This is a genomic window from Actinokineospora auranticolor (genome assembly GCF_002934265.1).
Lineage (GTDB): Bacteria > Actinomycetota > Actinomycetes > Mycobacteriales > Pseudonocardiaceae > Actinokineospora > Actinokineospora auranticolor.
This window is the reverse complement of record NZ_PTIX01000005.1, coordinates 148,806-173,607: the sequence shown is the minus strand read 5'-3', so window position 1 is coordinate 173,607 and position 24,802 is coordinate 148,806. Positions and strand designations below refer to the sequence as shown.

Here is a 24,802-nt window from a genome sequence, read left to right as displayed (position 1 = left end):
TGCGTGGTCGATCGCCTGTCGCGCCCGCGGGGCCTCGAGATGGGCGATCATGTACGGGTGGAGGAGATCCAGCCGCCGGGGACGGGCAACGCGATCTGCGGTCCGGTGGAGAAGGCCGTGCTGGCGGGCGTGGTGCACGGTGGCGTGCACGTGTACGCCGGTGCCGCCGAGGTCTCGTTGCCGTGCCGGTTCGGGTCCGTGCCGCCACTGGCGGACGGGTTCCAGCGCCGGGAGATGCCCGCGGAGTCCGGGTGTGTCGTGCTGACGGGCACGGGCGGCGTGGGCAAGACGCAGATGGCGGCCGACTTCACCGGGCGGGCGTGGGCCGATGGCGCGGTCCGCGCGTCGGCGTGGGTCTCGGCCGGGTCGCGGGACGAGGTGGTCACGGCGTACGCGGGGTGGGCGCGACAACTCCGCGGCGGCGTGCCGGACGACCCGGACGGCGCGGTGGCATGGCTGTTGAGTTGGCTGGGCTCCACGACAGAGCCCTGGCTCGTCGTGCTGGACGACGTCGCGGACCCGCGCGACCTGCACGGCCTGTGGCCCCCGGAGTCGGCGAACGGCCAAGTCGTGGTGACGACCAGGCGCCAGGACTCGGCGCTACGCGCGGCGAGGCGACGGGTCGTGCCGGTGGGGCTGTTCACCTCCGAGCAGTCCCGGGCGTGCCTGGGCGAGCACCTGCGCGACCCGGACCTGATGGTCGGCGCCGACGACCTGATCCGAGAACTGGGCGACCTGCCGCTGGCGGTCGCGCACGCGGGCGCGTACCTGGCCGACCGGAACCTGAGCTGCGAGCGCTACCTGGCGCGGTGGCACGACCGGGACCGGACGCTGCCGTCCCTGTTCCCACCGGACGCCGAACTGCCCGAGGGCCAAGCGCGGACCGTCGCCGTGACCTGGTCGCTGTCGGTCGACCGCGCGGACCGGCTGGAGCCGGCGGGCCTGGCGCGGCCGTTGCTGCACATCGCCGCCTTGCTCGACCCCAACGGCATCCCCGTGCGGATCCTCACCGCTCCCCCGGTGCTGGCTTACCTGGACACGACCACCGAGAACGCCTGGGACGCGCTCACCTGCCTGAACCGGCTGTCCCTGATCACCCTCCACGCCACCACGGTGCGCGTCCACGCCCTCGTCCAACGAGCCACCCGCGAGCAGGCCACCGCGGCCGATCTCGCGGCGCGGTCCAAGGTGGCCGCTGACGCGCTCCTCTCGGTCTGGCCGGATCCCGAACCCGATGCGGCCCTGTCGGCCGCGCTGCGCGCGAACACCGCCGCGCTCGACGCGGCCGCGGGCCCACACCTCTGGGCGAACGGCGGCTACCCGACGCTGTTCCACGCGGCGCAGAGCCTGCACGAGGCAGGTCAGGTCACCGCCGCCCGGGAGTACTACTCCGCCCTGCGCACGGCCTCGGTCCACCACTACGGCCCGGACCACCCCCGAACACTGCACGCCCGCATCAACGCCGCGGCATCGCGCGGCGAGTCCGGTGACGTCTTGGGGGCGTCGACCGAGTGCGTGGAGCTGCTGGCGGACTGCGTCCGCTTGCTCGGCTCGGACAACCTCCTCACGCTGGTCACCCGCAACCACCTCGCGACCTGGCGCGGTCGCGGCGGCGACCCCGCGGGGGCGGTGGCCGAGTTCGAGGGGCTGCTCGCCGACTGCCTCCGGGTCTTCGGCCCGGAACACCGGTCCACGCTGTACGTCCGCAACAACCTCGCGTCGTGGCGTAGTCACTGCGGTGACCGCACGGGAGCGCGGGCCGAGTTCGAGAGCCTGCTCGCCGACCGGCTCCGCGTGTTGGGCGTCGATCACCCGGACACCATGGTCACCCGCAACAACATGGCCACGCTGCGCGCCGAGGCAGGGGACATCGCGGGCGCGCTGACCGAGTTCGAGGGGTTGCTCGCCGACTACCTCAGGATCCTTGGCCCGAAGCACCCGAAGACGTTGCTCGTCCAGGCCAACATCGCCACCTGGCGCGGCTACACCGGAGAAGCCGGTGCGGCGCTGGCGGCGTTCGAGACCGGGCTCGCGGAGCAAACCCGGGTCCTCGGGCCCACCCATCCCGACACCTTGCGCTCCCGCGCGAACATCGCGTACTGGACCGCCCGCACCGGGAACACCGCCGACTCGATCGCCAAGTACGAGGCCCTGCTCGCCGACCGGGCGCGGATCCTCGGGCCCAACCATCCGGAAACCCGGTACACCCGCTTCAACCTCGACTACGTGCGGAACCTCGTCGGTGAGGGCGGTGCCCGGGAGGACGAGTCGCCTCCCGGGCCCGATCACATCACTGGGCGGTGAAGTTGCCCGCGCCGTCGTTGATGAAGTGGCGCAGGGTGGTGCCGGTCTCGGTGGTCGTCACCAACGCCACATCCGGGTATTCGTCACCGTTCTGGTAGGTGGCGAACACCTCGTACTGGCTGCGGCCCGTGTCGTCGCGGGCGAAGGTGACCTTCGGCTTGCCCGCGCCGAACTGGAGTTCGGCCGTGGTGTAGGTGCAGGACAGGGAGAGCAGCATGTCCTGGCCGCCGTCGCCGTTGAAGTCGGCGAAGGAGTGCTTCGGGATCGGGGCCCGGGTGCAGGCCGAGATGTTCCCCGCGGTGATGCCGCCGTCCGCCGCGTTGGTGAACGAGCGCAGTTCCAGGCTCTGGTCGGTCGAGACCCACAGGTCCTCGCGGCCGTCGCCGGTGAAGTCGACCTTGCGCAGGGTGCTGGGGTAGGCGACGCCCGGGTAGGTGGCGACGGACCGGATCTGGTTCTGGCTGTTGCGGCGCAGCACCTGGAAGGCGCGGGCCGCGCTGTCCCAGCTGAAGCCCGTCGCGACGATCTCCGGTTTGCCGTCGCCGCCGAGGTCGACCACGACGCCCATGTCCGGGCAGTACGGCGCGTGGGTCTGCACCGACTGGTACTTCGACTCCACCGGCGTGCCGAAGCCGCCACCCGCGCGGCCGTAGGCGACCTTGATGGAGCAGGTGGGGCTCACCTGGTCCGCGCCGAGGGTGACCTGGTCGGCGATGCGGTCGCCGTTGACGTCACCGCGGAAGACGTCGGCGCGGGCCGTGGCGGCGCGCGGGGTGGACGGTGTGGCGGTGGCCGAAGCGGGTACGACGAACGCGGCCAGCACGGCCAACGCGGTGATCGCGAGTGACTTTCGCATGCTCTCCCCATGGTTCCCGGCCGCGGACGCGGCCGTTCACCACCGGAGATCGCCGCGACCGGTCCGCGCGTTGAGGCCCCGGCGCGGAGTTCAGCCATCCGGGGTGCGGGTCGCGGGCACACGGTCCCGCGCTCTGGGCACAACGGCCCAAACCGGGCTCTCCGTCCACAGTGGTCAACCAGGCAGTGGGGATCACGTGAACATCTGCTGTGCGGTCTGGATCACACAGCGGCGCGCCCGTAGGAACTGTGGGTATGACTCGACTGCATCGACGGACCTTCCTGGTCGGTGGTCTCGCCAGCGCGGGGGTCGCGCTGGCGGGCTCGGGCGCGGCCCAGGCCATCGCCTACCCGTTCACCCTCGGCGTCGCCTCCGGTGAGCCCGCCGCCGACGGGTTCGTGATCTGGACCAGACTGGCTCCCAGCCCGCTCAACGCCGACGGTCTCGGCGGCATGTCCAGCGCCCCGGTGGACGTCGAGTGGCAGGTGGCGACCGACCGGAACTTCACCCAGTTGGCGCAGACCGGGACCGCGACGGCGGTGTCGGGCCTGGCGCACAGCGTGCACGTCGAACTGGTCGGGCTCCAGCCGGGACGCGAGTACTTCTACCGGTTCCGCGCGTCGGGCCACATCTCCGCGACCGGCCGGGCCCGCACCGCGCCCGCGGTCGGCACGAGCCCGGCGCTGACCATGCTGTTCACCTCGTGCTCGCACTACGAGGCGGGCTACTTCACCGCGTACCGGCGGATGGCCGAGGAGAACCCGGACCTGGTGCTGCACCTGGGCGACTACATCTACGAGGGCGGCGCGGGTTCCGGTGTGCGCGCGCACCAGCCGTCCGGCGAGATCACCACCCTGGCCAACTACCGCGTGCGACACGCGCTCTACAAGCGCGACGTGGACCTCCAGGCCGCGCACGCCATCGCGCCGTGGGTCGTGGTGTGGGACGACCACGAGGTGGAGAACAACTACGCGAACCTGGTCCGCGCCGACAACTCCCCCGCGGGCGGCGACTTCGCCGCACGCCGGGCGGCGGCGTACAAGGCGTACTACGAGCACATGCCGCTGCGGGCCGCGCAGGCACCGAGCGGGTCGAACCTCCAGCTGTACCGGCGGTTGCGGTGGGGCAGCCTGGCCACGTTCCACATGCTCGACACCCGCCAGTACCGCGACGACCAGGCCTGCGGCGACGGCACCAAGCTGTGCCCGGTGGCCGACGACCCGGCGCGCACGATCACCGGCGCGACCCAGGAAGCGTGGCTGCTCGACGGCTTGGGGCAGCGGCTGGGCACCTGGGACCTCATCGGCCAGCAGGTGTTCTTCGCGCAGAAGCTGGCCGCCGCCGACGGTTCCAAGAGCATGGACTCGTGGGACGGCTACACCGCCAACCGGTCCCGCATCCAGCAGGGCTGGCAGGCGCGCGGCACGGTGAACCCGGTGGTGCTGACCGGGGACGTGCACCGGCACTGGGCGGCGAACATCATGGACGACTACCAGACGCAGAACCGGGTCATCGGCACCGAGCTGGTCAGCACGTCGATCACCTCCGGCGGTGACGGCAGCGCGACCGAGACCGGCACGTCGAGCCTGAACCCGCACGTGAAGTTCTACAAGAACCAGCGTGGCTACGTCCGCACGGTGACCTCGCCGACGCAGCTGCGGGTCGACTTCCGGGTGCTGGACAAGGTGACCGTCCGCGACTACCCGGTCAAAACCGCCCAGAGCTACGTGATCGAGGCCGGGAACCCCGGTTTGCAGGCACCGTGAACAGGAGCAGTATGCGCAGGTTCGTACTCTCGGCCGGGATCTCGGCGGCGGCGGTGGCCGCGTTCGCCGTGCCCGCGTCGGCCGACGGCACGACTCCGGCGGACATCACCTGGGTGACCGCCAACTCCGACTCGACGGGCGACCAGGACAACGCCGCGGTGGCCACCGCGCGCACCGGCTACACCGCCGTGGTCTGGGAGGACGACCGCGACGCGACCAACCCGGCCGACCCGGTGCACAGCGACGTCTGGGTCCGCCTCTACCTCAACGGCGCCTCGCAGTACGAGAAGAAGCTCTCGGCGGGCGGCACCGGGAACTGGCGGCACGCGCAGCCGGACGTCGCGCTGCACGAGGACGGCAGCGCGGTGGTCGTGTGGGCGGAGGACCCGGATGCCAACGGTTTCTACAACATCGCGGTGCGCGCGCTGAACACCGCGGGCACGGTCACCGGTTCCGCGTCGGCGAACGCGAGCGCGGACGGGCAGCAGCTGAACCCGGCGGTCGCGGCCGACCCGGACGGCGCCGGTTTCGCGGTGGCCTTCGAGGACGAGCAGGGCACCGCGGCGCCGACCGTGCGGGTGTCGGGGTTCGCGTCGATCTCGTCGAAGACCTACGAGACGCAGGTGAACGCGGCGGGTGGCACGCACCAGCGCCCCGACGTGGCGATGGGCGCGGCGGGCAACGCGATCGTGGTGTGGGACGAGGACGGCGACGCGAACGGCGCGTTCAACGTGGCCCGCAAGGCTTTCACACCGTCCGGCGGGGTGAAGCTGGCCCAGGCGCTGGTGAACGTGACGACCGCGGGCCAGCAGCGGTACCCGTCGATCGCGGCGAACTTCAACGGCGACTACGCGGTGGCGTGGGAGAGCGACACGCAGATCGGCGCGCGGTCCTTCTCCGCCACCGGAACCGCTGCGTCCCCTGTGGACTCGATCATGCCGGGTGACGACCCGCAGGTCGGCATCGATGACCAGCGGAACGTGGTGGTCAACTGGTCCTCCGGCGACGACATCCACGCACAGGGCCTCAACGCCGACGGCACGACGACGGGTCGCCTGCCCCGGCTGCGCGTGCACACGGTGATCGCGGGTCGGCAGGACGAGCCCGCGCTCGCGGTGAGTCCGTGGGGTCAGATCACCCTGGTGTACACCGACGACAACGACGGCAACTCGTTCGACCAGGTCTACCTGGGCACGGGACTGATCAACAGCACCTGGTGACGCGGGTGCGGTGGTGGCGCGCCCGCGTCACCACCGCTACCCGACGGTCAGGGGGATGTCGGTGTCGGTGCAGACGGGGAACAGGCCCGACGGGTAGCGCGGGTCGACCTCGCGCAGTTCCAGGACGCACCGGTGCAGCACCGAGCTGACCCGGGTGGCGGCACCGGGCCGCAGGACGACGGGGGCGTCGCGGCCCTCCCAGGCGTTGCAGGTGTGGGCCGCGTCTTGGGCGCAGGGGCCGAAGACGGTCTCGCGGAACACCGAGAGGGCGATCCAGCCGTGGATCGCGCACGCGTTCCGGCTGTTGTTGGTGACGACGAACTCGATCGGCACCGACACGGTGTCGCCCTCGCGGCCCAACGGTTCGGTTCGCCACTTCCACGCGCTGAAGCCCAGGTCCGCGGTCGGGCAGTCGGCCCCCGCCCGGGCAGACGGCTCGGTGGCCCGCGCCGCGGTGGTCGTGGTGGTCGTAGTTGTCGTGCTGGTCGGTGGCGCGGCGGGCACCGCCGTTGTCGTCTTCGGCGTGATGGTCCGCGCCGCCTGGATCGCGGACAGGCTCGTCTCCGGCGGGTCCATCGGCGGCGGTCCCGCCGCCCAGCCCGCTCGCGCGCCGTACGCGCACCCCGACACGCCCAGCACGCACACCGCGAGGGCCCCGACCACCAACCGACGTCCGATCACACCGGGATGTTCGCCGAAATCGGCCACCCGCCCGCCACGCCCCGCTGAACAACGGACGTACAGCGGGTCAGGCGGTGGTGCCGAACGGGGTCACGCCGATGGCCGCGCCGGGGCAGACGGGGAGGTTGCCCGCCGGGATCTGGACCGGGGTCGGGTCGCCTTCCAGGCGGAGTTCGGCGTGGTCGGCGCGGAGCAGGCAGTGCCGGAAGATCGCGCTGAACACGGCGGTGGCACCGACCTGGAGGGTGACCGACGTCTCCGGGCCGGGCAGGTGGTCGGTGCGGCTGTCGACGGGCGCGGCGGTCGCGCAGGTCGCGTCGCAGGCATCGAACAGCGTGAACGACACCCACCCGCGAACCGCACAGGAATCGTGCCCGCGATTGGTGACGACGTAGTCCACGGCCACCGTCACCGGCGTGTTGTCGGGCGCGCGTTCCGTGGCCCGCCAGTTCGTCTCCTCGAACGCCAGGTCCCCACCCAAGCACGCCCGGACCGGCCGCCCCTTCCCCGGCGCCGTGGTCCGACCGGACGGTGATGCCTCGGTGGTCGGCGGCAGCAACCTGGGGGTCGGCACCGCCGCCCCGCTCTCCGGCGGACCGGCGGTCGACGGCCCCGCGCCCGCACCCGGCGTGGCCCCGTCGGCGCACCCGGTGACCCACAGCGCGCACGCCACAAGAACTCCGCCCAGCCACCGACGCCCCATCACACCGGCATGCTTACCAGGACGGGCCGGCCACCCACCACACCCGCTCGGCAATAGACGGTGATCACCGGAATCGCGCTAGGCGACCGATAAACACCAGCGGCGGTAAATGCCGCGCTATGGGCGGTGGTCGAAAACTCGTGACGGAGCGGCGATCCCGGTCACGCGGTCGTGCCGAAGGGGGTCAGGCCGATGTCGGACTGGGCGCAGGCCGGGAGCCAGCCGTCGGTGAGCGGAATGGGGGTGGGGTCGTCGGGCAGGGTCAGCGCGGCGCGGTCGGCGCGGGTCAGGCAGTGCCGGAAGATCGCGCTGAAGTGGGTTTCCGTGCCCTGGGTGAGGGTGACCGGGGTGTCCGGACCGGGGATGCGGAACTCCGGGACGCCGCTGTCGGTCGGGGTGCGCAGGTCCAGCGACGCCCAGCCGCGCACCGCGCAGGGGTCCGGGGCGGTGCTGGTGACCTTGAAGTCGATCGCGACGGTCACCGGGGTGCCGTCGGAGGTGCGTTCGCGGGCCCGCCAGTTCTCCTGGGACACCGTGAGGTTCGCCGCGCGGCAGGGGCGCGGGGCGGGCTTGCCGCCCTTTGCCCGGCCGGTCGTCTCGGTGGGCTCCGGTGGCGCGGCGGGTGGTGGGGCCGCTGCCGTGGGGAACAGGGTGGCGGTGGTTTCCGGCGGTGCCACCGCCGGTGCGGGAGAGGTGCCTTGGGCGCAGCCCGCCAGGGCGGCCACCAGGCCGAGCCAGACCACTCGTCGGTCCACGGTGATCATGGTTCCGCATCCGCCGCGCCGGGCGGTGAACGCGAAGCGGCGATCCCCCGAACGTACGGAAGGGGGGCGCACCCGGTATCGGACGCGCCCCCCTCCGGACACCGCTAGTTCAGCGTGACCTTGACGGGCACGGTCTGCACCGGCACGTCCGGGTAGGACACCGACACCGTGACCGTCACCTGACCGGTCGGGCGCTTCGCCGTGTTCCACAGGACCACGAACGAGTCGGTGAACGGGTCGTACACCGGGTAGGTCGGCCGCAGGGTCTGCGCGCCGTCGGCGGACACGGTCACCCGGCCGCTGAGGAACACCAGCACCGAGGCCAGCGGCGGGATCGGGGTCCCGTTCGCGTCGACCAGCCGGAATCGCACCGGCACCAGGTCACCGGCCTGCACGCGACCGCCGTCGGCCGGGCTCAACACCTTGACGCCCACGTACACCACGTGGTTCGCGGTCACCGTGCTCGCGGTGAACGACGCGTCACCGCTGTAGGCCGCGCGGACCTGGTGCGCGCCCACGGTGGTGAAGGTGGTCGACGGGCTGACCGCGGCGCCGTTGACCAGCGCCACCGGCGTGCCGAGCGCCTTGCCGTCCACAGTGAACTGGACCGTGCCGGTCGGCACCACGCCGCCCGCGCCGGTCACCGCCGCCGTGAAGCGCACCGCGCCGCCGATGATCGACGGGTTCGGGGTGCCGGTCACCGCGACCGCGCTCGCCGCCTGCGCGATCCGCACCGTGAAGGTCTTGCTCGCCCGCGACGCCGCGTTGGTCGCCGTGACGGTCACCGTGAAGGTCCCGGCCGCGCCCGGCGTGCCGGTGACCCGGCCGTCCGACCCGATGCCCAGGCCCGCGGGCAACCCCGTGGCGCCGACGGTGATCGGCGCGGTGCCGGTGACCGTCAGCGCGCCGGTGTACGGCGTGCCGACCTTGCCGTCCGGCAGCGTCCCGTCGATGGCGACGCCCGCCTCGACCCGCACCGTGAACGCCGCGTCGGACGAGCCGTAGGCGTTGGTGGCGCGCAGGGTGAAGGTCCGCTCCCCCGCCTCGGTCGGCGTGCCGCTGAGCACGCCGTCCTCGCTGAGGAACAGGCCCGCGGGCAGCGTGCCCGAGGCCACGGTCACGACAGCCGGGGCGCTGAGCGTGAAGGTGTGCGAGTACGGCGCGCCGACGGTCCCGGTCGGCGGCGTGCCGCTGATCGCGGCCGGGACGCCCGGGCGCAGTCCGACCAGGACCGGGTCGTGGTCGCTGGTGCGGAAGCGGTCCGGCGCGTACAGCGAGGCGATCTGGCCCGCGGTCTTGAAGTCGGTGTTGTAGTCCAGCACCGACGGCTCGTCCGCGTTGGTGTGCGCCTCGCCCGCCCCGGTGACCTGCGGGACCAGCGACCGCGACGCGAGCGCGTAGTCGAGGTAGCCCCACTGGCCGTCGAAGACGTACGAGTAGGTGTCGACGCCGCCGTAGGACTTGGGCAGGTTGACGTAACCCGCCGCCTCCAACACCGCGATCGGGTCCTCACCGGCGTAGGAGTTGAGGTCGCCGACGATCAGCACGTCCTCGTCGCCCGCGGCGGGCACCACGGTCGCGCCCAGCCAGCGCGCCAGCTCGGTCGCCTGCGCGGTGCGGCGGGGGTTCCAGCAGCTCTGCCCGTCGCCCTGGTCGGCGTCCGGGCCGGTGGTCGGGCAGGAGCCCTTGGACTTGAAGTGGTTGGCCACCGCGGTGAACCGGGCGCCGTCGGCGGTGCGGAAGGTCTGCGCCACCGGGCGCCGCTCGAACAGCGGGTCCTGGTCCACGAAGGTCGCGCCCGGCACCGGGGTGACCGCGGCCGTGCGGTACAGGATCGCGGCCTTGATCGCGTCGGTGCCTGCCACGTCGACCACGCCGGTCGCGGCGTCGGCGTCCACGAAGGACCAGGCGCCGGGGCCGTCGGCGGCGTTGAGCGCGTCGACCAGCGCCTGGATGGCGCTGCCCGGGCCGTAGCCGTCGTTCTCCAGCTCCATCACGCCGGTCACGTCGGCGTTCAGGGACCGGATCGCGGCGACCTCCTTGGCCAGCTGGCGCTGGTACTCGGTGTTGTCGCCCGCGCCGCGGCAGTCGGCGGGGCCGCCCTGGGTGCCGAACTTGCAGCCGGTGAAGGTGTTGAAGAAGTTCAGCAGGTTCGCGCCCGCCACGTGGACGGTCGCGTTGCCGGTGTCCGGTCGAGTGGTCGGGCGCTGGTTGACCGCGTCGAACACCGCGGCGCCGCCGAGCGCGCCGGTCGGGCGGAGGCGGTAGGCGTTGCCGCTGGCCGCGTTGCCCGCCCAGGTGTAGGTGAGCACGCCGACCGGGGCGGTGACGGTGTCGCCGCCGCGCAGCGTGTTCGCCGCGGACAGCGGCCGGCCGCCGCGACCGAAGACGATCGGGTCCGGGTTCTGGCCGTTGGTGGCGTCGTCGATGATCAGGCGGTTGAGGTTGTTCGCCGCCTGCTTCGCCTGCACCGCGGCCTGGTCGGTAGCGCGGATGACCGAGGTGGGCTGCTGGAGCCGACCGCCGGAGGACACCACGACCTGGCCGAAGCGGCCGAGCTGGAAGTGCTCGGTGACGGTCAGGGTCTGGTCGACCTTGACCAGCATGCCCTCGACGCGCTCCAGGTCGGTGGCGCTCGCCTGCGGCAGGGTGATCGCGGTCGGGGTGACCGCGGCCCGGGTGCCGCAGCGCTGCACGGCCGCGCCGGACGCGGTGATCTGCGTCTGGCCTTGGAACTCCGACACCGCGCCGGTCACCTGGACGACATCGCCGTTGGCGACCAGGTCGGCGCCGTTGTCGAAGACGAAGACGCCGTCGGAGGTGTTGGCGTCGCCGTCACCGGCGTCTTGGAGGTAGAAGCCGCGCAGCGCGGGCTGGGCGCCTTCGTAGTCGCCGACCACGGTGCCGCGCACGGTCACGGTCTGGCCGTTGCGCGGGCTGGTGTCGGTGGTGCCCTGCACGGAGCCGATCGTGACGACCGGCGAGGTGCACGCGGGTGCCGCGCCGACCGCGACGGTGGCGCCGACGGCCTTGCGCTGCCACAGCGGCAGCTCCTTGGCGATGGTGCCGTCACCGTAGAAGACGGTGTCGCCGTCGTCGGTGAGGACCTGGACGCTGGACGCGTCGGTCAGCGGGTTCGGCACGTCCGCGATGGCCTCGGGCTTGCCGACCGCGGTGAACGCGTCGAGCGAGCCCGCGCGCGGCAGCGGCTGGTGGCCCGCGTCGCCGTCCCAGGAGAAGAACTTGTACTCCCCCGCCGCGCCGGTGCCCGCGTCGGACGGGCCGGCGATGATCAGGTACTGGTTCGCGGCGTTCTTCCGGATCTCCCGGATGCCCTTGCCGCCGAGGTCCCAGCGCAGCGCGGTGCCGAAGCTCGCGGAGACGCCGGTGGTCGGGTTGCCCGCGACCAGCGCGGCGGCGTTGGTGACCGGGACGACGATGGCCTTGCCGTCGGCGGTCAGCGGGCCGCGGAAGGCGAGCAGCAGGGTGGTGCCGTCGGGGGCGAACTCGGCGCCCTCGAGGTTGACGCCGGTCGGGCCGCCCGCGCCGTCGCCCTCGGGGGCGCGGGCCGCCGCGGCGGCGATGCCGAGGGCGGCGCCGTTCGCGTTGTCCCAGGCGATGAGGTCGTCACGCAGGTGCTGGTAGCTGCCGCCGAGCGCGAGGCTCGCGCCGGTGCCGGTGCCGGTCACCGTGGTGGTGAACAGCTCCTGGCGGTTGAGGCGGGTCTTGGCCGAGGAGTTCTGGCCCTGCGACCCGACCCAGAAGATCGTGTCGCCGGTGCGCGCGGCACCCTCGATGTCGATCTCGCGGGTCACGTCGGTGTCGCGCAGGGCGAGACCGGCGGCGCGCACGTCGAGGGACTGCGCGGGGTAGCGGGAGTGCTCGCGGTCGTAGACGCGCAGCACGTTGGTCTCGTCGTCGGCCACGACGACCGCGCCGCCGAGGTCGATGGCGGTGCTGGCGTCGCTGGCACCGTAGAAGCTGCGCTGCCCGGCGGGGAGCGCGGCGGAGACGGCCACGGGGACCGCGGTGGACGCCGACAGGGTGCCGTCGGAGACGGTGACGGTCAGCGTCGCGCGGCCGACGGCGGCCGGGGTGAACGTGAGGGTGCGGACGTCACCGGTGCCGGTGCTGCCGCCGGTCGCGACGGCCGGGTCGCTGCTGGTGACGGTCACGGTCAGGCCGGACGCGGGGGTCTCGGCGTCGCCGACGGTCACCGTGCGCACGGCGGGCGGGGTGTCCGGGTCGCCCACGGTGAGGGCGATCTCGGGGGCGGCGGTGATGGTCGGCGCGGTGTTGGTGCCGCCGGAGATCGTCACGGTGACGGTCCGGCTGTCGACCTGGCCGCCGGGGCCGCTGACCCGCACCCAGTAGGTGGTGGGGGCGGTGAGCGCCGCAGTGGTGAACTCGGCGCCGGTCGCGCCCGCGACCGGGTTGGTGGTGTCGCCCGCGTTGCCCGCGTACCACTGGTAGCCGGCGGCGCCGGTCGCGGTGACGCTCAGCGTGGCCGACGCGCCGGACGCGACAGCGGTGTCCTGCGGCTGCGCGGTGATCGACGGCGCCGGGGTGGTCGATCCGGTCGGCGCGAGCGCGACACCGCGCAGCACGGTGTTCGCGGCGGCGGTGCGCAGCGTGGCCGAGGTGGCCGCGATGGGGGCGGCCGGGGCGGCGGTGTCGTCGACCTTGACCAGCAGGTTGTTGGTCGTGGTGGCGAACAGGGTCGCGCCGGTGGCGGTGACCTGGCCGGTGATGCCCCGGACGGCGTTGCCCGCCGGGCGGAACGCGCCGCGCGCGGTCCAAGTGGTGCCGTCGGAGGAGAACTTGAGGATGCCGCCGGACGCGGAGTCGTCGGCCACGTAGAGGGTGTCGACGCCGGGGACCGCGGGGTCGCGGTCGAGCGCGGCGATGCCGTACGGGCTGGGGGCGGCGGCGGTCAGCGCCGGGGTCTGGCCGCCGGTCGTGGGCAGGCCCGCGCCGACGGTGTAGACGCCGGTGGTGCCGCTGCCGGAACCGACGTAGAGCTGCCCGCCCGCGATGACCGCGGTGCGCAGGTTGGTCGGCGCGGCGGAGTTGATCTGGGTGGACGCGCCGGTCGAGCCGAGCGCGGCGAGCCGGACGCCGCCGTTGGCGCCGACGACCCAGAAGCGGCTGCCGTCGTCGGTGGCCGCGCCGCGCACGTTGTTGGCGCTGAAGGTGTCGGTGATCGCGGTGCTGGTGTCGACCGCGCCGGCGCCGTCGACCCGGCCCACGACGCGGCCGACCGCCGCGGAGGTCGTGCCCGCGACACCGGCGGTGCCCGCGTCGGCGTCGTAGCCCGCGAGGGTCAGGTAGCGGCCGTCGGCGGAGCGGGTGAGCGCGCCCTCGGAGGTCGCGGACCCGCTGAGCGTCAACCGCTTGCCCGCGGCGGGCGCGGTGGCGGGCAGCGCCACCGACTGCACCAGGTCGCCCGCGGGCGTGTACTCGTCGAGGAACACCGCCGTCGCCGCGCTGCTGAGCGCGGCGTCACCGGTACCCACCCTGGCCACCACGATGTTGCCGGGCCCGAACCCGGCCGCGGCGGCCGTCTGGCCACCGACCACGACGACCGTGGCCGCCACCAGCGCGGTGGCCACCACCCCGCCGAGCAGACGTGAGCGCACGTCGGATTTCCCTTCGCCCGAGACTGATTGCCGGCTGAAACTAGATCGCCGAACCACCGCCCGATAGACCTGTTCGGGCAATGTTCAACGAGCAGCCATCCGTATGGCGTGGTGACGGAATGCCACCAACCGCGTACCGCCGCCAACCGTGGAGGACGACCACGCCGCGCGGTCGGTGTATCACCCGCGGCCGTTCGGACGACCATGATCAGCGTGGGACGCGGAACAGACAGCGGGACACCGGTGCCGACAGTCGCGATCGCCGGTGGGGCGGCGGTCCTCGCCGCCGCGGTGTCGCTGTGGCACCCGCTCGCGGCCGCCGCCGGAGCCGTGGCGCTGACCGGCGGCGCGTTGCTCGGCAGGCACCTCCGGCGCGCCCGCGGCAGGCGGCCCAGCAACCGCTTGGACCGGCCGTTCACCGGGCGGCTCACCCGGTTCCCGCAGCAGTACCGCGAGCACGTGGCCAACGCCGTGCGCTACGTCGACCTGAAGGGCCTGCGGACCGTCGGCTTCGCCACCCCCGAACTCGACGACGTCTACGTCGACGTCAGCATCAGCCACCAAGTGCCGCACCAGGCCGATCCCGGGGTGGTGGCCGAGGCCGGGTTGTCCACCGGCACGCGGCACAGCCTCGCGCAGTTCCTCGACCTGCCCGCCCCGTCGACCCTGGCCGTCATCGGCAGACCGGGCAGCGGCAAGACGACCCTGCTGCGGCACACCACACGGGTCATCACCGCGGCCGACCGCAGGCGCCGCCCCGTCCCCGTGCTGCTCTACCTGCGCGACCACGTCGACCGGATCGTCGGCGACCACGCGACGATGCTGCCCGACCTCGTGCGCGCCACACTCGGCGCGCTGGCCGCGGCCGAGCCGGTCGGGTGGTTCGGCAGGCAGCTCAACGCGGGCCACTGCGTGGTGCTGCTCGACGGCCTCGACGAGATCTCGGGTCGTGAGCGGCGGCAGCGCGTCTCGGACTGGGTGGAGCGGCAGACCGCGCACTACCCCGGCAACGACTTCGTGATCACCTCCCGCCCCGGTGGCTTCAACGAGGCACCGGTCGCGGGTGCGACGGTGCTGGAAACCCGCCAGTTCACCCGTGCCCAGGTCGACCGGTTCGTGCGCGGCTGGTACCTGGCGGTGGAGAAGCTCAGCACCGGCAAGTCCGACGCCGAGGTGCGGCGCCGCGCCCAGGAGGGCAGCGACGACCTGCTGGCCAAGCTCACCGAGGCACCGGGCCTCGTGGACTTCACCGCGAACCCGCTGATGCTGACGATGATCGCGAACGTGCACCGGTTCCGCAGCGCGCTCCCGGGCAGCCGCGCGGCGCTGTACCGCGAGATCTGCGAAGTGATGCTGTGGCGGCGGATGGAGGCCAAACGGCTGGCAGTGGAGCTGCCCGGCGACAAGATGGAGGAAATGCTGCGGGCGCTGGCGTTCCGGATGATGTCCGACGGGGTCCGGGAGGTCGGCCGCGACGTCGTGCTCGACCTGTTCGCCCCGCAGCTGCGCAGGCTGCCCACGACACTGACCGCCCAGGACGTGCTCGCCGACGTGAGCTCCAACGGGCTGCTGGTGGAACGGGAGGAGGGCCGGTTCGCCTTCGCGCACCTGACCTTCCAGGAGTACCTGGCCGCCACCTACATCCGCGAGGAGCGCGAAGGCGACCTGCTCACCGACACCGTCGACGACGTGTGGTGGGAGGAGACCACGCTGCTCTACACGGCGACCGCGAGCGCCGACGCGATCGTGGCCGCCTGCCTCAGGCACGGGTCCGTCAACGCGCTGTCACTGGCCTTCAAGTGCTTGGAGCAGCAGGCTTCACTCGCCCCCGAGCTGCGCGAGCAGCTCACCGAGATGCTCGACGCCCGCTACCTGGACCACTCCACCCCCGCCCAGCGGCGGGTGATCGCGACCATCCTCGCCAACCGCCACCTCGCCGAGTGGGCCTACCCGCAGCGCGGCACCAGGGTCGCGACCACCCCGGTGCCCGCGTCGCTGTACCGGCTGTTCGAGCACGACGTCGCGGGCGGCCACCCGGCGGGCGCCGAACCGGTCGCGCCCGGCTCACGGCGGTGGTGCGAGGGTGTGCCCGGCAACCGGGCGCGGGAGTTCTGCCGCTGGCTCAACGCCCTGCTCGACGTCGACAACGCGTTCCGGCTGCCCACCGGGGACGAGCTGGCGGGGGCGGACGGGCTCGCGGACGTGGCCGCCTGGGTCTCGGCGGCCGGACCGGCGCCCGCCGTGTGGACGGCGGCGGGCTCGACCCACGTGGTCACCGAGGACGACCTCGTCGACGCGCTCGCCGACGACCTCGACGCGCCGTCGCTGTACCTGCTGTGCCTGCTGTCCGCGCGCGCCGACACCGAAGCGCTCGACGCGCTGGTGGGGTCGCGGCACCGGCAGGAGGCGCGGGTGCTCGTGGTGTCGCTGTTGCGGTCCCTGCGCGTGGCGGCCGGGTTCCGCGACCCGGACGCGCCCTGGCAGCGCCGCGACCGGCTGGCCCTCGCCATCGGCGTGGCGGAGGGCATGGCGCGCGGCGATTCCGCGCAGTGGCCCGGCGCCGTGCGGGCGCTGCGCGACGCGCTGTCGGCCGTGTACGCCGCCGCCTACCCCGCCGCGGAGCGCGTGCACGGCCTGCTGCTCACCCCGGCGCCCGGCGAGCGCATGGACTCCACAATGGACAGTGAGACGTACCTGGGCACCGCGTTCACCCTGGCGCTGTCGGACCTGCCGCCGGGCCCCGGCGCGCTCGGCGCGTTCCTCGCCGGGCTGCGCCGCGACTCGGCGTTCGACGAGTGGTCCGGGTGGCGCGCCCCACCGGAACTGGCGCACGACTACGCGGAGGTCCTGGTCGAGCGGCTGGCCGGTCGGGTGCTCGACCCCTCAGACCGGTGGAGCCACCAGGCGACGGCTTACCTGCGCGACCTGCTGCCCGCCCTGCGCGCCGACCACCAAGCGCTGACCGCCGAGGAGGCATCGCGGGCCCGGCTGTGCTGCCTGGCCCTGTCGACCGTGGCCCGGCGGGCGCACGCGCGGGAGGAGGCCCACCAACTCGTCCACCTGGCGGGCGCGCTCACCCTGGTCGAATACCGGACCAACGGCCTCCTGCGCGCCGACGAGACCATCCTGCTGGCGGTGGACTGGCCGTCACCGTGACGCCGGGACCGCGGGCCGATCACGGCGGTCGCCACGGCGTCGGCGATCGAGCACAGCGAACCGGTGCCGCGTCAACAGAACCAGTGCGGCGACCGCGCGAAAACGACTTCCCCTGGTGATGGCCGACGGCCGGAGGCGCTAGCCGGGCAACCCCGGCCACACGCCCTCGGCGAGGGCGCGGCTCTCGGCGCAGGCGGTGTCGCGGCGGTCCGCGGCCACTTGGACCTCGACGGCGGCGTACTCGCTGGTGCCGGGCAGGTCCGGGATCTCGTGCGGGATGTGCGCCGTGCTCACCTGGCACCACGAGGTGCGGTCCCGGGATGGTCGCGGCAGGTCGTCGGTCACCGACTCGCGGCCCGCGATGGTGACCGCGAGGTTCCCGGTCGGCAGGAGGGGGTAGCCCGCGGCAAACCGGAAGCGCGCCTCCACTCCGTCGCCCCGCACCACGCAGGCGTGCCCCGCGGCGCTCTGCTCCGGCTGCTTGCCCGCCAGGCCGGGGATTCGCGCGACCAGGTCCGGTCGGAGCAGGTCGCAGGCGTGCGCGCGGTGCCAGGACCCGGGGCCGAAGGTCCGCGCGGAGGGCAGGCCGAGCGGGAACCGGCGGGCCATGGCGTCGATGGCGGTGTCCACCAGCGGGCACTTCGAGGCGGTCACGCCCCGGCTGCCCCCGAACGAGTTGCGGTCCGCTCCGGCCGCGACCTGCAGGACCGGGCCGTCGGGGAACACGAGCTCCGCCAGGCACTGCTCGTCGTCCTCGCCGACCACGTCCTTGCGGACACCGCCTGCGAGGGCCTGCGAGCGGAGCGCGGGCCGCCCGTCGCGCTGGAAGGGACCCACCCGCACTCGGACCAGCACGCGGTCGACGTCGCGGATGAAGGTCATGGCGCAGACGTCGAAGGCGGCCGGGTCGTCGGGGACGGCGGCGCCGAAATCCGCGATGTCACGGGGTTTGAGGAACTGGCACAGGTCGACGGACTCGAGGTCGCCGAACACGGCGGCCGCGGTGAGGTGGGTCGCGTCGACCGGACGGCGGGCCTCCGTCGGGGCGGGTTGGGGCAGTACCTGGATCTCCGGCGACGGCGGCACGGGCGGCGGGTCGGGCGGGACGGTGCACGCGGTCAGGATCAGCAACAACGGCAGGAACTTGCGCAACGGACTCCCCCATCGACTTGATCAGCCGACCCTACTGGAGCCCGTGCGCCGCCATGGTCACCTTCCGCAGCGCCGCCTCACTCGCGGCGCTGCAACAGGCTCGGGCCGACGATGCGCCGCGCGATCCGCCGGATCAACGGCTTCTTCCTGGCGGCGGGCCGGGCGTCGTCCTCGGGCACCGCGTCCAACTCGGGCACGGTCCCGGCCTCGGCGTCGACCGGGGCGGTGTCGGCGACGGTCGGGGTGTCGGTGGGCGGGGTGGCGCCGAGGTCGGGCACCGTCCCCGGCTCGGCCCGCACGGGGCTGAACCGCACGGTCGGATCGGCGGGCGCCACCGGCCGCGGCTGGACCGCGCGCGGACCGGAGCGGGCACCGGGCGGAACCGGCTGACCGGGCGCCGGGTGCGGGGCGGGCGGCTGCGCGGCGGGCGAACCGGAGCGGGCCCCCGGCTGACCTGGCCGGTCGACCGGGTGGGCCTCGGGACGCGGCCCCGGCTGCGGCGCGAAGGGCTGCCCGGGGTGGCCGCCCTGGTGGGAGTCCGACCACGGCCCCGGCTGGGGCGCCTGCGGTCGGGGTGACGGCTCGGGCCGAGGATTCGGCCGCGGGGCGGGCGCGCCCGCACGCGAACCGGCATCAGGTCCCTGCGGCACCGGCTGACCGGGGTACGGCTCGGGCTGCTGGACCGAGTGCGCGCCGGAGCGCGACCCGGGCCGGGGCGTTGAGGGCTGCCCGGTGTGCGACTCGAGCGGCGCACCCGCCCGCGAACCCCAGTCGGGCTCCTGCGCCTCCGGCCGCGAGTCCGACCACGACGCGGGCTGCGCGGAGCGCGGACCCGGCTGGGGGGCGGGCGGCTGCACCGGGTGCGCGCCGGAGCGCGACTCGACACCGAGCCCCGGCACCCCCGCCTGAGCGGAACGCGACTCGGCACGGGGGCTCGACTGCGGATCGAACGACCGCACCGGGTGCGCACCCGAACGCGCACCGCTGTCGAGGCCCTGCGCGTCCGGACGCGACCCGGCCTGGGACACCGGCTGAGCGGAACGCGACTCGGGGTGCGGGCCCGGCTGCGCCGAGTACGCGCCGGAGCGCGACTCGACACCGGGGCCCCGCGTCTCGGGGCGGGGCCCGGCCTGCGGCTCGGGACGTGGGCCCGGCTGGGGGGCGGGCGGCTGCGCCGGGTGTGCGCCGGAACGCGCCCGCGGGTCGGGGTGTGACTCGAGTCGCGGCGCCGACGGCTGGTCGGCGCGCTCCCCGGCCTCCGTCGAGCGCGCTTGGGCGCGGTGCGGGCCGGAGCGGGTGCCCGGCTGCTCACCCGCCGCGAGGGCGTCTTGGCGGGACAGCTGCACCGTCTCGTTCGGCACGCCCGCGGGCGCGGTCGGCCGGGACGGGCGCGGGGCCTGCTCGGCGGCCTCCACGGGAACGTGCGGCGCGAAGAGCTGGGCACCGGACAGCGGCGCCTGCGGCGCGGCCTCGGCGGTGGGCTGGTCGGCGGTGCGACCGGCCAGCGGCGGCCTCGGGGTGGGGACGGTGGGCCTGCCGGGGACCTGCTGCTGCTCCTCGGACGAGTGCGGGACGGGACGCGGGGTCGGGTTCGGCACCCCTGGATCTTGCCAAACGGGTGACGGCGCCGCCATCGCGGGTCCACCGGTCGGCGAAGATACTCGATCGTCGATATGGCAAACACGCTTGGTGGACTTCATCCGCGCCCAGTGCTCGAATTGAGTAACCATTCGATCACACAGGGTACAGGAGTGGACATGTCACGTCGGGGAAAACGTGCGCTCGTCACCTGTCTGGCACTCGCCGCCGTCGGCCTCTCGGTCCACGCGGCCGACGCGGCGCCCGGGTCGGCGGGTGACGTGTGCGCGGTGAAGTCGAAGCCGGCGGGCAAGGTGCTGCAGGGCTACTGGGAGAACTGGGACGGCGCCGCGAACGGCGTGCACCCGCCGTTCGGCTGGGTGCCGATCAACGACTCCCGCGTCGCCCAGAACGGCTACAACGTCATCAACGCCGCGTTCCCGGTCATCCGCGGTGACGGCACCGTGCTGTGGGAGGACGGCATGGACGCCACGGTCAAGGTGTCCACACCGGAGCAGATGTGCGCGGCGAAGGACCAGGGCGCCACCATCCTGATGTCGATCGGCGGCGCGGCGGCGGGCATCGACCTGAACTCGACCGCGGTCGCGGACAAGTTCGTGGCGACGGTCGTGCCGATCCTGAAGAAGTACAACTTCGACGGCATCGACATCGATATCGAGACCGGCCTGACCGGCAGCGGGAAGATCACGCAGCTGTCGGCGTCCCAGTCGAACCTGATCCGGATCATCGACGGCGTGCTCTCCCAGATGCCCGCCAACTTCGGCCTCACCATGGCCCCAGAAACCGCTTACGTGACCGGCGGCAGCGTCACCTACGGCTCCATCTGGGGCGCGTACCTGCCGATCATCAAGAAGTACGCCGACAACGGCAGGCTCTGGTGGCTCAACATGCAGTACTACAACGGAAGCATGTACGGCTGCTCCGGTGACTCGTACCAGGCCGCGACGGTGCAGGGCTTCAAGGTGCAGACCGACTGCCTGAACAAGGGCCTCGTCATCCAGGGCACCACGATCCGCGTGCCGTACGACAAGCAGGTCCCGGGCCTCCCCGCCCAACCGGGCGCGGGTGGCGGCTACATGTCGCCGTCGCTGGTGTCGCAGGCGTGGAAGAGCGTCGGCGGCCAGCTCAAGGGCCTGATGACCTGGTCGTTCAACTGGGACGGCTCGCGGAGTTTCTCCTTCGGCCGCAACGTGAAATCGCTACAGGGCCGCTGAGCCGGGTGGTCGGGGTGGTCCGCTCGGACCGCCCCGACCCAGCCCGGAACCGCGCTAGATCACCGGCTTGTTCGTGTCCGTGACGGGTCCGTGCCGCTGCAGGTCGGCCCACGCCCTGGCCAGCCGCCGGACAAGCTCCGTGATCGTGTCCGTGCGGAAGGTGAACGGCAGCCGGATGTGGTCGTCGTGGGCGCCGCTCGGGTCGGTGGCCGAGCCCGGCACCACCTCCACCCCGTGCCGCAGCGCCACCTGGGCGAAGATCTGCGCGCTCGTCCCCGGCAGCGCCACCCACAGCGCCGAGCCGCCGTCCGGGCTGCGCCAGCGCCACTGGGGCAGGTTTTCCGCGAGCAGCGCCTGCAGGTGTTCCAACCTGGCCCGCAGCACTTCCCCCCGGGCGGCCGCGATCTCGTTGAGGCGGGGTAGCAGGCGGGCGGACAGGGCCTGGTCCAGGACCGGGCTGCCCAGGTCCGCGCGGACCTTGTACCGCGCCAACCGGTCGACGATCGCCGCGGGACCGCGCACCCAGCCGATCCGCAGCCCGCCCCAGACGCCCTTGGCCATCGAGCCCACGGTCAGGATCTCGGCGTTGCCGCGGGCGTAGGCGCCGATGGGTGGGGCCGGTGCGTCGCCGCCGTGGAAACCGCTGTACGCGTTGTCTTCCAGGACGGGCACGTTGAAGCGGGCCGCGAGTTCCGCGACGCGCCTGCGTCTGCTCGCGGACATCAGGGTGCCGGTGGGGTTGTGGAACGTCGGCATCAGGTACGTGAGGACCGGACGCTCCTCGGCGAACACCGTCGCCAGCCGGTCGGGGCGCACGCCCTCGTCGTCCAGCGGCACCCCCACGAGCCGGGCCCCCGCCGCGCGGAAGACGTCCAGGCAGCCGGGCCAACTCGGCGACTCGACGACCACCGTGCAGCCGGGCCGCAGGTACATCTGCGCGACCAGGCCGATCACCTGCTGCGCGCCCGTGGTCACCAGCACCTGGTCCGGGTCGGTGGGTAACCCCGCCGCCGTGTAGTGCTCGGACACCGCGTGCCGCAGCGGCGGGTAGCCGCGCGGGTGGTAGCCGACGTCGGCCATCAGGTCGGCCAGCTCCCCGTCGGCGAGGTCCCGGTACGCGGCCAGCAGTTCCGGTGCCGCGGGCTCCACGGCCAGCGCCAGGGAGATGATCGACCCCGGTCCGTCGACCAGCCGCTGGAAGATCGAGGTGGCCCGGCCGCCGGGGACCCGGCCGTCCGCGCCGGTGCCGTTGAGCCGGGGGCGGGCGCTGACCCGCGTCCCGCTGCCGCGCACGCTGTCGACCAGGCCCTTGCCGCGCAGCTCGTCGTAGGCGGCCACCACGGTGGCCCGGCTGACGGTGAGCAGCTTGGCCAGGTCGCGCTCGCTGGGCAACCGCTCCCCCGCGGGCAGGTCGCCCACCTCGATGCTCCTGGCCACGGCCCCGGCCAGCTTGCGGTAGAGCGGACCCCCCGCGGTCGTCCAGTCCCCGAGCAGCTCCACGAGGCTGTTCGCGTCGGCAAGGCGGTCCATGATCTCGACCGTACAGGGCACCGTCACCGCGAAACCGATCCACTTCGCGCCTGATTGGACTGGACCAGGCCATGATCACCCGGAGGTGGTCCGGTTACCCCGCTGTGGTATGCCCACCAGCTCGGCAGGTGGCTCGCCCGGGTGCACCACGCCGAGTCGACGGGTCGCGCGGGTCAGGGCCACGTAGAGGTCGTTGTGGCCGAGCGGGGTGTCGAGAACCCGCGCGGGGTCGACGAGCAGGGCGGCGTCGAACTCCAGACCTTTGGCCTGCCCCGGAGTGATCAACACCACTGCCTCGGTGAGGTCGGGCGGAGTGCGCAGCGACAGCGCGGTGGACAGCGGTGCCAGGTGCGCTTCCGGGGTGATGATCGCGAGCGTGCCGTCGGTGTGCGCGGCGACCTCCTCGGCCAGCGCTCCGGCCAGGTCGTCCGCGCGGACCCGCCACGGCCGCTCCCCCGCCGCGCGGACCGAACGGGGCGGGCTGAGGTCCGGGTGGCGCGCGGCGAGGACCTCGGCCGCCACCGCCATGATCTCCGCGGGCGTGCGGTAGTTGACGGTCAGCTCGGCCAGCCGCCAGCGGTCGTCGACGTGCGGCGCCAGCACCCGCGCCCACGACGAGGTGCCCGCCGCGGTGCCGGTCTGGGCCAGGTCGCCGACGACGGTCATGGACCGGCTGGGGCAGCGCCGCATCAGCATCCGCCACGCCATCTCCGACAGCTCCTGCGCCTCGTCGACCACCACGTGCCCGTACGCCTCGCCGCCACCGCCGTCGAGCAGCACCGCGGCCTCGTCGAGCAGCGGCACGTCCGCCGCGCTCCACCCGGGCCCCTCGACGAGCCCGTAGTCGGACAGCACGTCGGCCACCACGTCCGCCGGCAGCAGCGACGGCCACACCTCGTCGAGCACATCGGCCACGCCGGGGTCGGCGAACAGCGCGTCGCGCAGGCCGTGCCGGTCGGCCTCGTCGAGGACGCCGCGCGGCACCCCGATCTCCTCCGGCCCCACCACCACGCCCGCCGCCGCCAGCGCGCGCAGGTCGGCCGCGCCGAGGCTGCCGTCGGCGCTGCCGCCGTCGAGCGCGTTGCCCGCCTCGTCGAGCACGAGCGACTCCAACTGCTCGGCCAACCGCCCCGCGAGGATCTCCACGACCTCGTGCTGGAACACCGACCGGGCCACGTTGTGCGGCAGTCCGCGCGCCCGCGCCTTCGCGGCGGCGGCGCGGCAGTCCGACGGGGACAGCGCCAGCACCCGCTGCTCGAACTCGACCTCGACGGTCGCACCCGGGATCCGGACCCGCGACCGGATCTCGGCGGCCACCCGCGCCGCCATCTCGGCGCGGCCCTTGCCCGCGGCGGTGTCCGGGGTGTCCTCGCGGGTCACCTCGACGCCGGGGTACAGGTCGGCGGTGGTCGCGGTGACCACGCTGTTCTCGCCGAGTCCCGGCAGGACGTGGCCGATGTAGTCGAGGAACACCCGGCTGGGCCCGACGACCAGGACGCCCCGGGAGCGCAGGTGTTCGCGCGTGTAGAGCAGGTACGCCAGGCGGTGCAGCGCGACGGCGGTCTTGCCGGTGCCGGGTCCGCCCTGCACCACCAGGACGCCGCCGAAGTCGTCGCGGATGATCCGGTCCTGTTCGGCGCGCAGCGTGGTGACGATGTCGCGCATGCGGCCGGTGCGCTCGGCAGTGAGCGCGGCCATCAGCGCCGCCTCGCCGACCAACCCGCCGCCGTCGTCGGCCGCGGCGAACAGCTCGTCGTCCACGCCGGTCACCACGCGGGCGCGGGTCTCGATCCGCCGCCGCCCGCGCAGTCCTTGGGGGTCCGCGGCGGTGGCGGTGTAGAAGGGACGCGCGGCGGGTGCCCGCCAGTCCAGCAGCACCACGTCGTCGGTGTCGTCGTCGAAGAACGAGAACCGTCCGATGTGGACTGTATCGCCGCGGTCGGTGTCCAGCCTGCCGAAGCAGAGACCGTCCTCGACGGCGGCCAGCCGGGCCGCTTCGGCGCGCCACACCGCGGCGGCGTCGCGGTCACCCGACGCGCCCGCCAGCCGGCTGGCGGCCTCCGCCCGGGCCGCGTCCAGGCGCGCGTAGAGGCCCGTGACGTATTCCTGCTCGAATTCCAGTTCTGCGCGGGTCAAACCCCGACTCCCCACCGGTTCGCTGATCGACGACATCGAGGGTGCCCGCGCGCGCCGGTGAACACCAGTCTTGTGTTTCCCG

Annotated in this window: 14 protein-coding genes; 5 read left to right on the top strand and 9 right to left on the bottom strand. The window is 73.5% G+C overall.

Going from position 1 to position 24,802, the window contains the following annotated elements:
* Positions 1 to 57 precede the first annotated feature (57 nt).
* Complete coding sequence (locus CLV40_RS11700) at positions 58 to 2,304, top strand: tetratricopeptide repeat protein (protein ID WP_181043447.1); 2,247 nt, start codon at positions 58 to 60, stop codon at positions 2,302 to 2,304.
* Here CLV40_RS11700 and CLV40_RS11695 read toward each other — a convergent pair.
* On the bottom strand, positions 2,291 to 3,160 hold the full coding sequence (locus CLV40_RS11695; protein ID WP_104478914.1) for an FG-GAP repeat domain-containing protein: 870 nt from the start codon (positions 3,158 to 3,160) through the stop codon (positions 2,291 to 2,293). The two genes, CLV40_RS11700 and CLV40_RS11695, sit on opposite strands and share 14 nt — an antisense overlap.
* Positions 3,161 to 3,414: 254 nt before the next feature.
* Here CLV40_RS11695 and CLV40_RS11690 point away from each other — a divergent pair, with 254 nt between their 5' ends.
* The gene (locus CLV40_RS11690) at positions 3,415 to 4,926 is read left to right on the top strand and encodes an alkaline phosphatase D family protein (RefSeq protein WP_104478913.1); all 1,512 of its coding nucleotides are present in this window, start codon (positions 3,415 to 3,417) and stop codon (positions 4,924 to 4,926) included.
* Between the two features lie 11 nt (positions 4,927 to 4,937).
* Positions 4,938 to 6,146, top strand: coding sequence for a hypothetical protein (locus tag CLV40_RS11685; protein WP_104478912.1), 1,209 nt, complete (start codon positions 4,938 to 4,940; stop codon positions 6,144 to 6,146).
* A gap of 36 nt (positions 6,147 to 6,182) precedes the next feature.
* Here the strand turns inward: CLV40_RS11685 and CLV40_RS11680 are convergent, their stop codons facing one another.
* The 4 genes from CLV40_RS11680 to CLV40_RS11665 all read right to left on the bottom strand — a co-directional run bounded on the left by CLV40_RS11680 (position 6,183) and on the right by CLV40_RS11665 (position 13,933).
* Positions 6,183 to 6,827 (bottom strand): hypothetical protein, encoded by a 645-nt coding sequence (locus tag CLV40_RS11680; RefSeq protein ID WP_146107998.1) that lies wholly within the window; start codon positions 6,825 to 6,827, stop codon positions 6,183 to 6,185.
* Between the two features lie 67 nt (positions 6,828 to 6,894).
* On the bottom strand, positions 6,895 to 7,530 hold the full coding sequence (locus tag CLV40_RS11675; protein WP_181043446.1) for a hypothetical protein: 636 nt from the start codon (positions 7,528 to 7,530) through the stop codon (positions 6,895 to 6,897).
* Between the two features lie 161 nt (positions 7,531 to 7,691).
* Positions 7,692 to 8,294 carry a hypothetical protein gene (locus CLV40_RS11670; protein ID WP_181043445.1) on the bottom strand — a complete coding sequence of 201 codons (603 nt, stop codon included), beginning with the start codon at positions 8,292 to 8,294 and terminating at the stop codon, positions 7,692 to 7,694.
* Between the two features lie 104 nt (positions 8,295 to 8,398).
* The gene (locus tag CLV40_RS11665) at positions 8,399 to 13,933 is read right to left on the bottom strand and encodes an ExeM/NucH family extracellular endonuclease (protein ID WP_104478908.1); all 5,535 of its coding nucleotides are present in this window, start codon (positions 13,931 to 13,933) and stop codon (positions 8,399 to 8,401) included.
* Positions 13,934 to 14,146: 213 nt separating this feature from the next.
* Between CLV40_RS11665 and CLV40_RS11660 the strand changes: the two genes are divergently transcribed.
* Positions 14,147 to 17,089 carry an NACHT domain-containing protein gene (locus tag CLV40_RS11660; RefSeq protein ID WP_181043444.1) on the top strand — a complete coding sequence of 981 codons (2,943 nt, stop codon included), beginning with the start codon at positions 14,147 to 14,149 and terminating at the stop codon, positions 17,087 to 17,089.
* A gap of 138 nt (positions 17,090 to 17,227) precedes the next feature.
* Here CLV40_RS11660 and CLV40_RS11655 read toward each other — a convergent pair whose 3' ends face one another.
* A complete protein-coding gene (locus tag CLV40_RS11655; protein WP_104478906.1) occupies positions 17,228 to 18,241 on the bottom strand; it encodes a hypothetical protein in 1,014 nt (337 codons plus the stop codon).
* Between the two features lie 77 nt (positions 18,242 to 18,318).
* Positions 18,319 to 19,839, bottom strand: coding sequence for a hypothetical protein (locus CLV40_RS11650; RefSeq protein ID WP_104478905.1), 1,521 nt, complete (start codon positions 19,837 to 19,839; stop codon positions 18,319 to 18,321).
* 159 nt (positions 19,840 to 19,998) lie between these two features.
* Here CLV40_RS11650 and CLV40_RS11645 point away from each other — a divergent pair, with 159 nt between their 5' ends.
* Positions 19,999 to 21,054: a chitinase gene (locus CLV40_RS11645; protein ID WP_104478904.1), complete on the top strand. Its 1,056-nt coding sequence runs from the start codon at positions 19,999 to 20,001 to the stop codon at positions 21,052 to 21,054.
* A 54-nt stretch (positions 21,055 to 21,108) separates the two neighbouring features.
* Here the strand turns inward: CLV40_RS11645 and CLV40_RS11640 are convergent, their stop codons facing one another.
* Both CLV40_RS11640 and CLV40_RS11635 read right to left on the bottom strand, forming a co-directional pair.
* Entirely contained in the window at positions 21,109 to 22,584 is a 1,476-nt protein-coding gene (locus CLV40_RS11640) for an aminotransferase-like domain-containing protein (RefSeq protein WP_104479058.1), read from the bottom strand.
* A 75-nt stretch (positions 22,585 to 22,659) separates the two neighbouring features.
* Positions 22,660 to 24,720: a HelD family protein gene (locus tag CLV40_RS11635; protein WP_425428233.1), complete on the bottom strand. Its 2,061-nt coding sequence runs from the start codon at positions 24,718 to 24,720 to the stop codon at positions 22,660 to 22,662.
* Positions 24,721 to 24,802 lie beyond the last annotated feature (82 nt).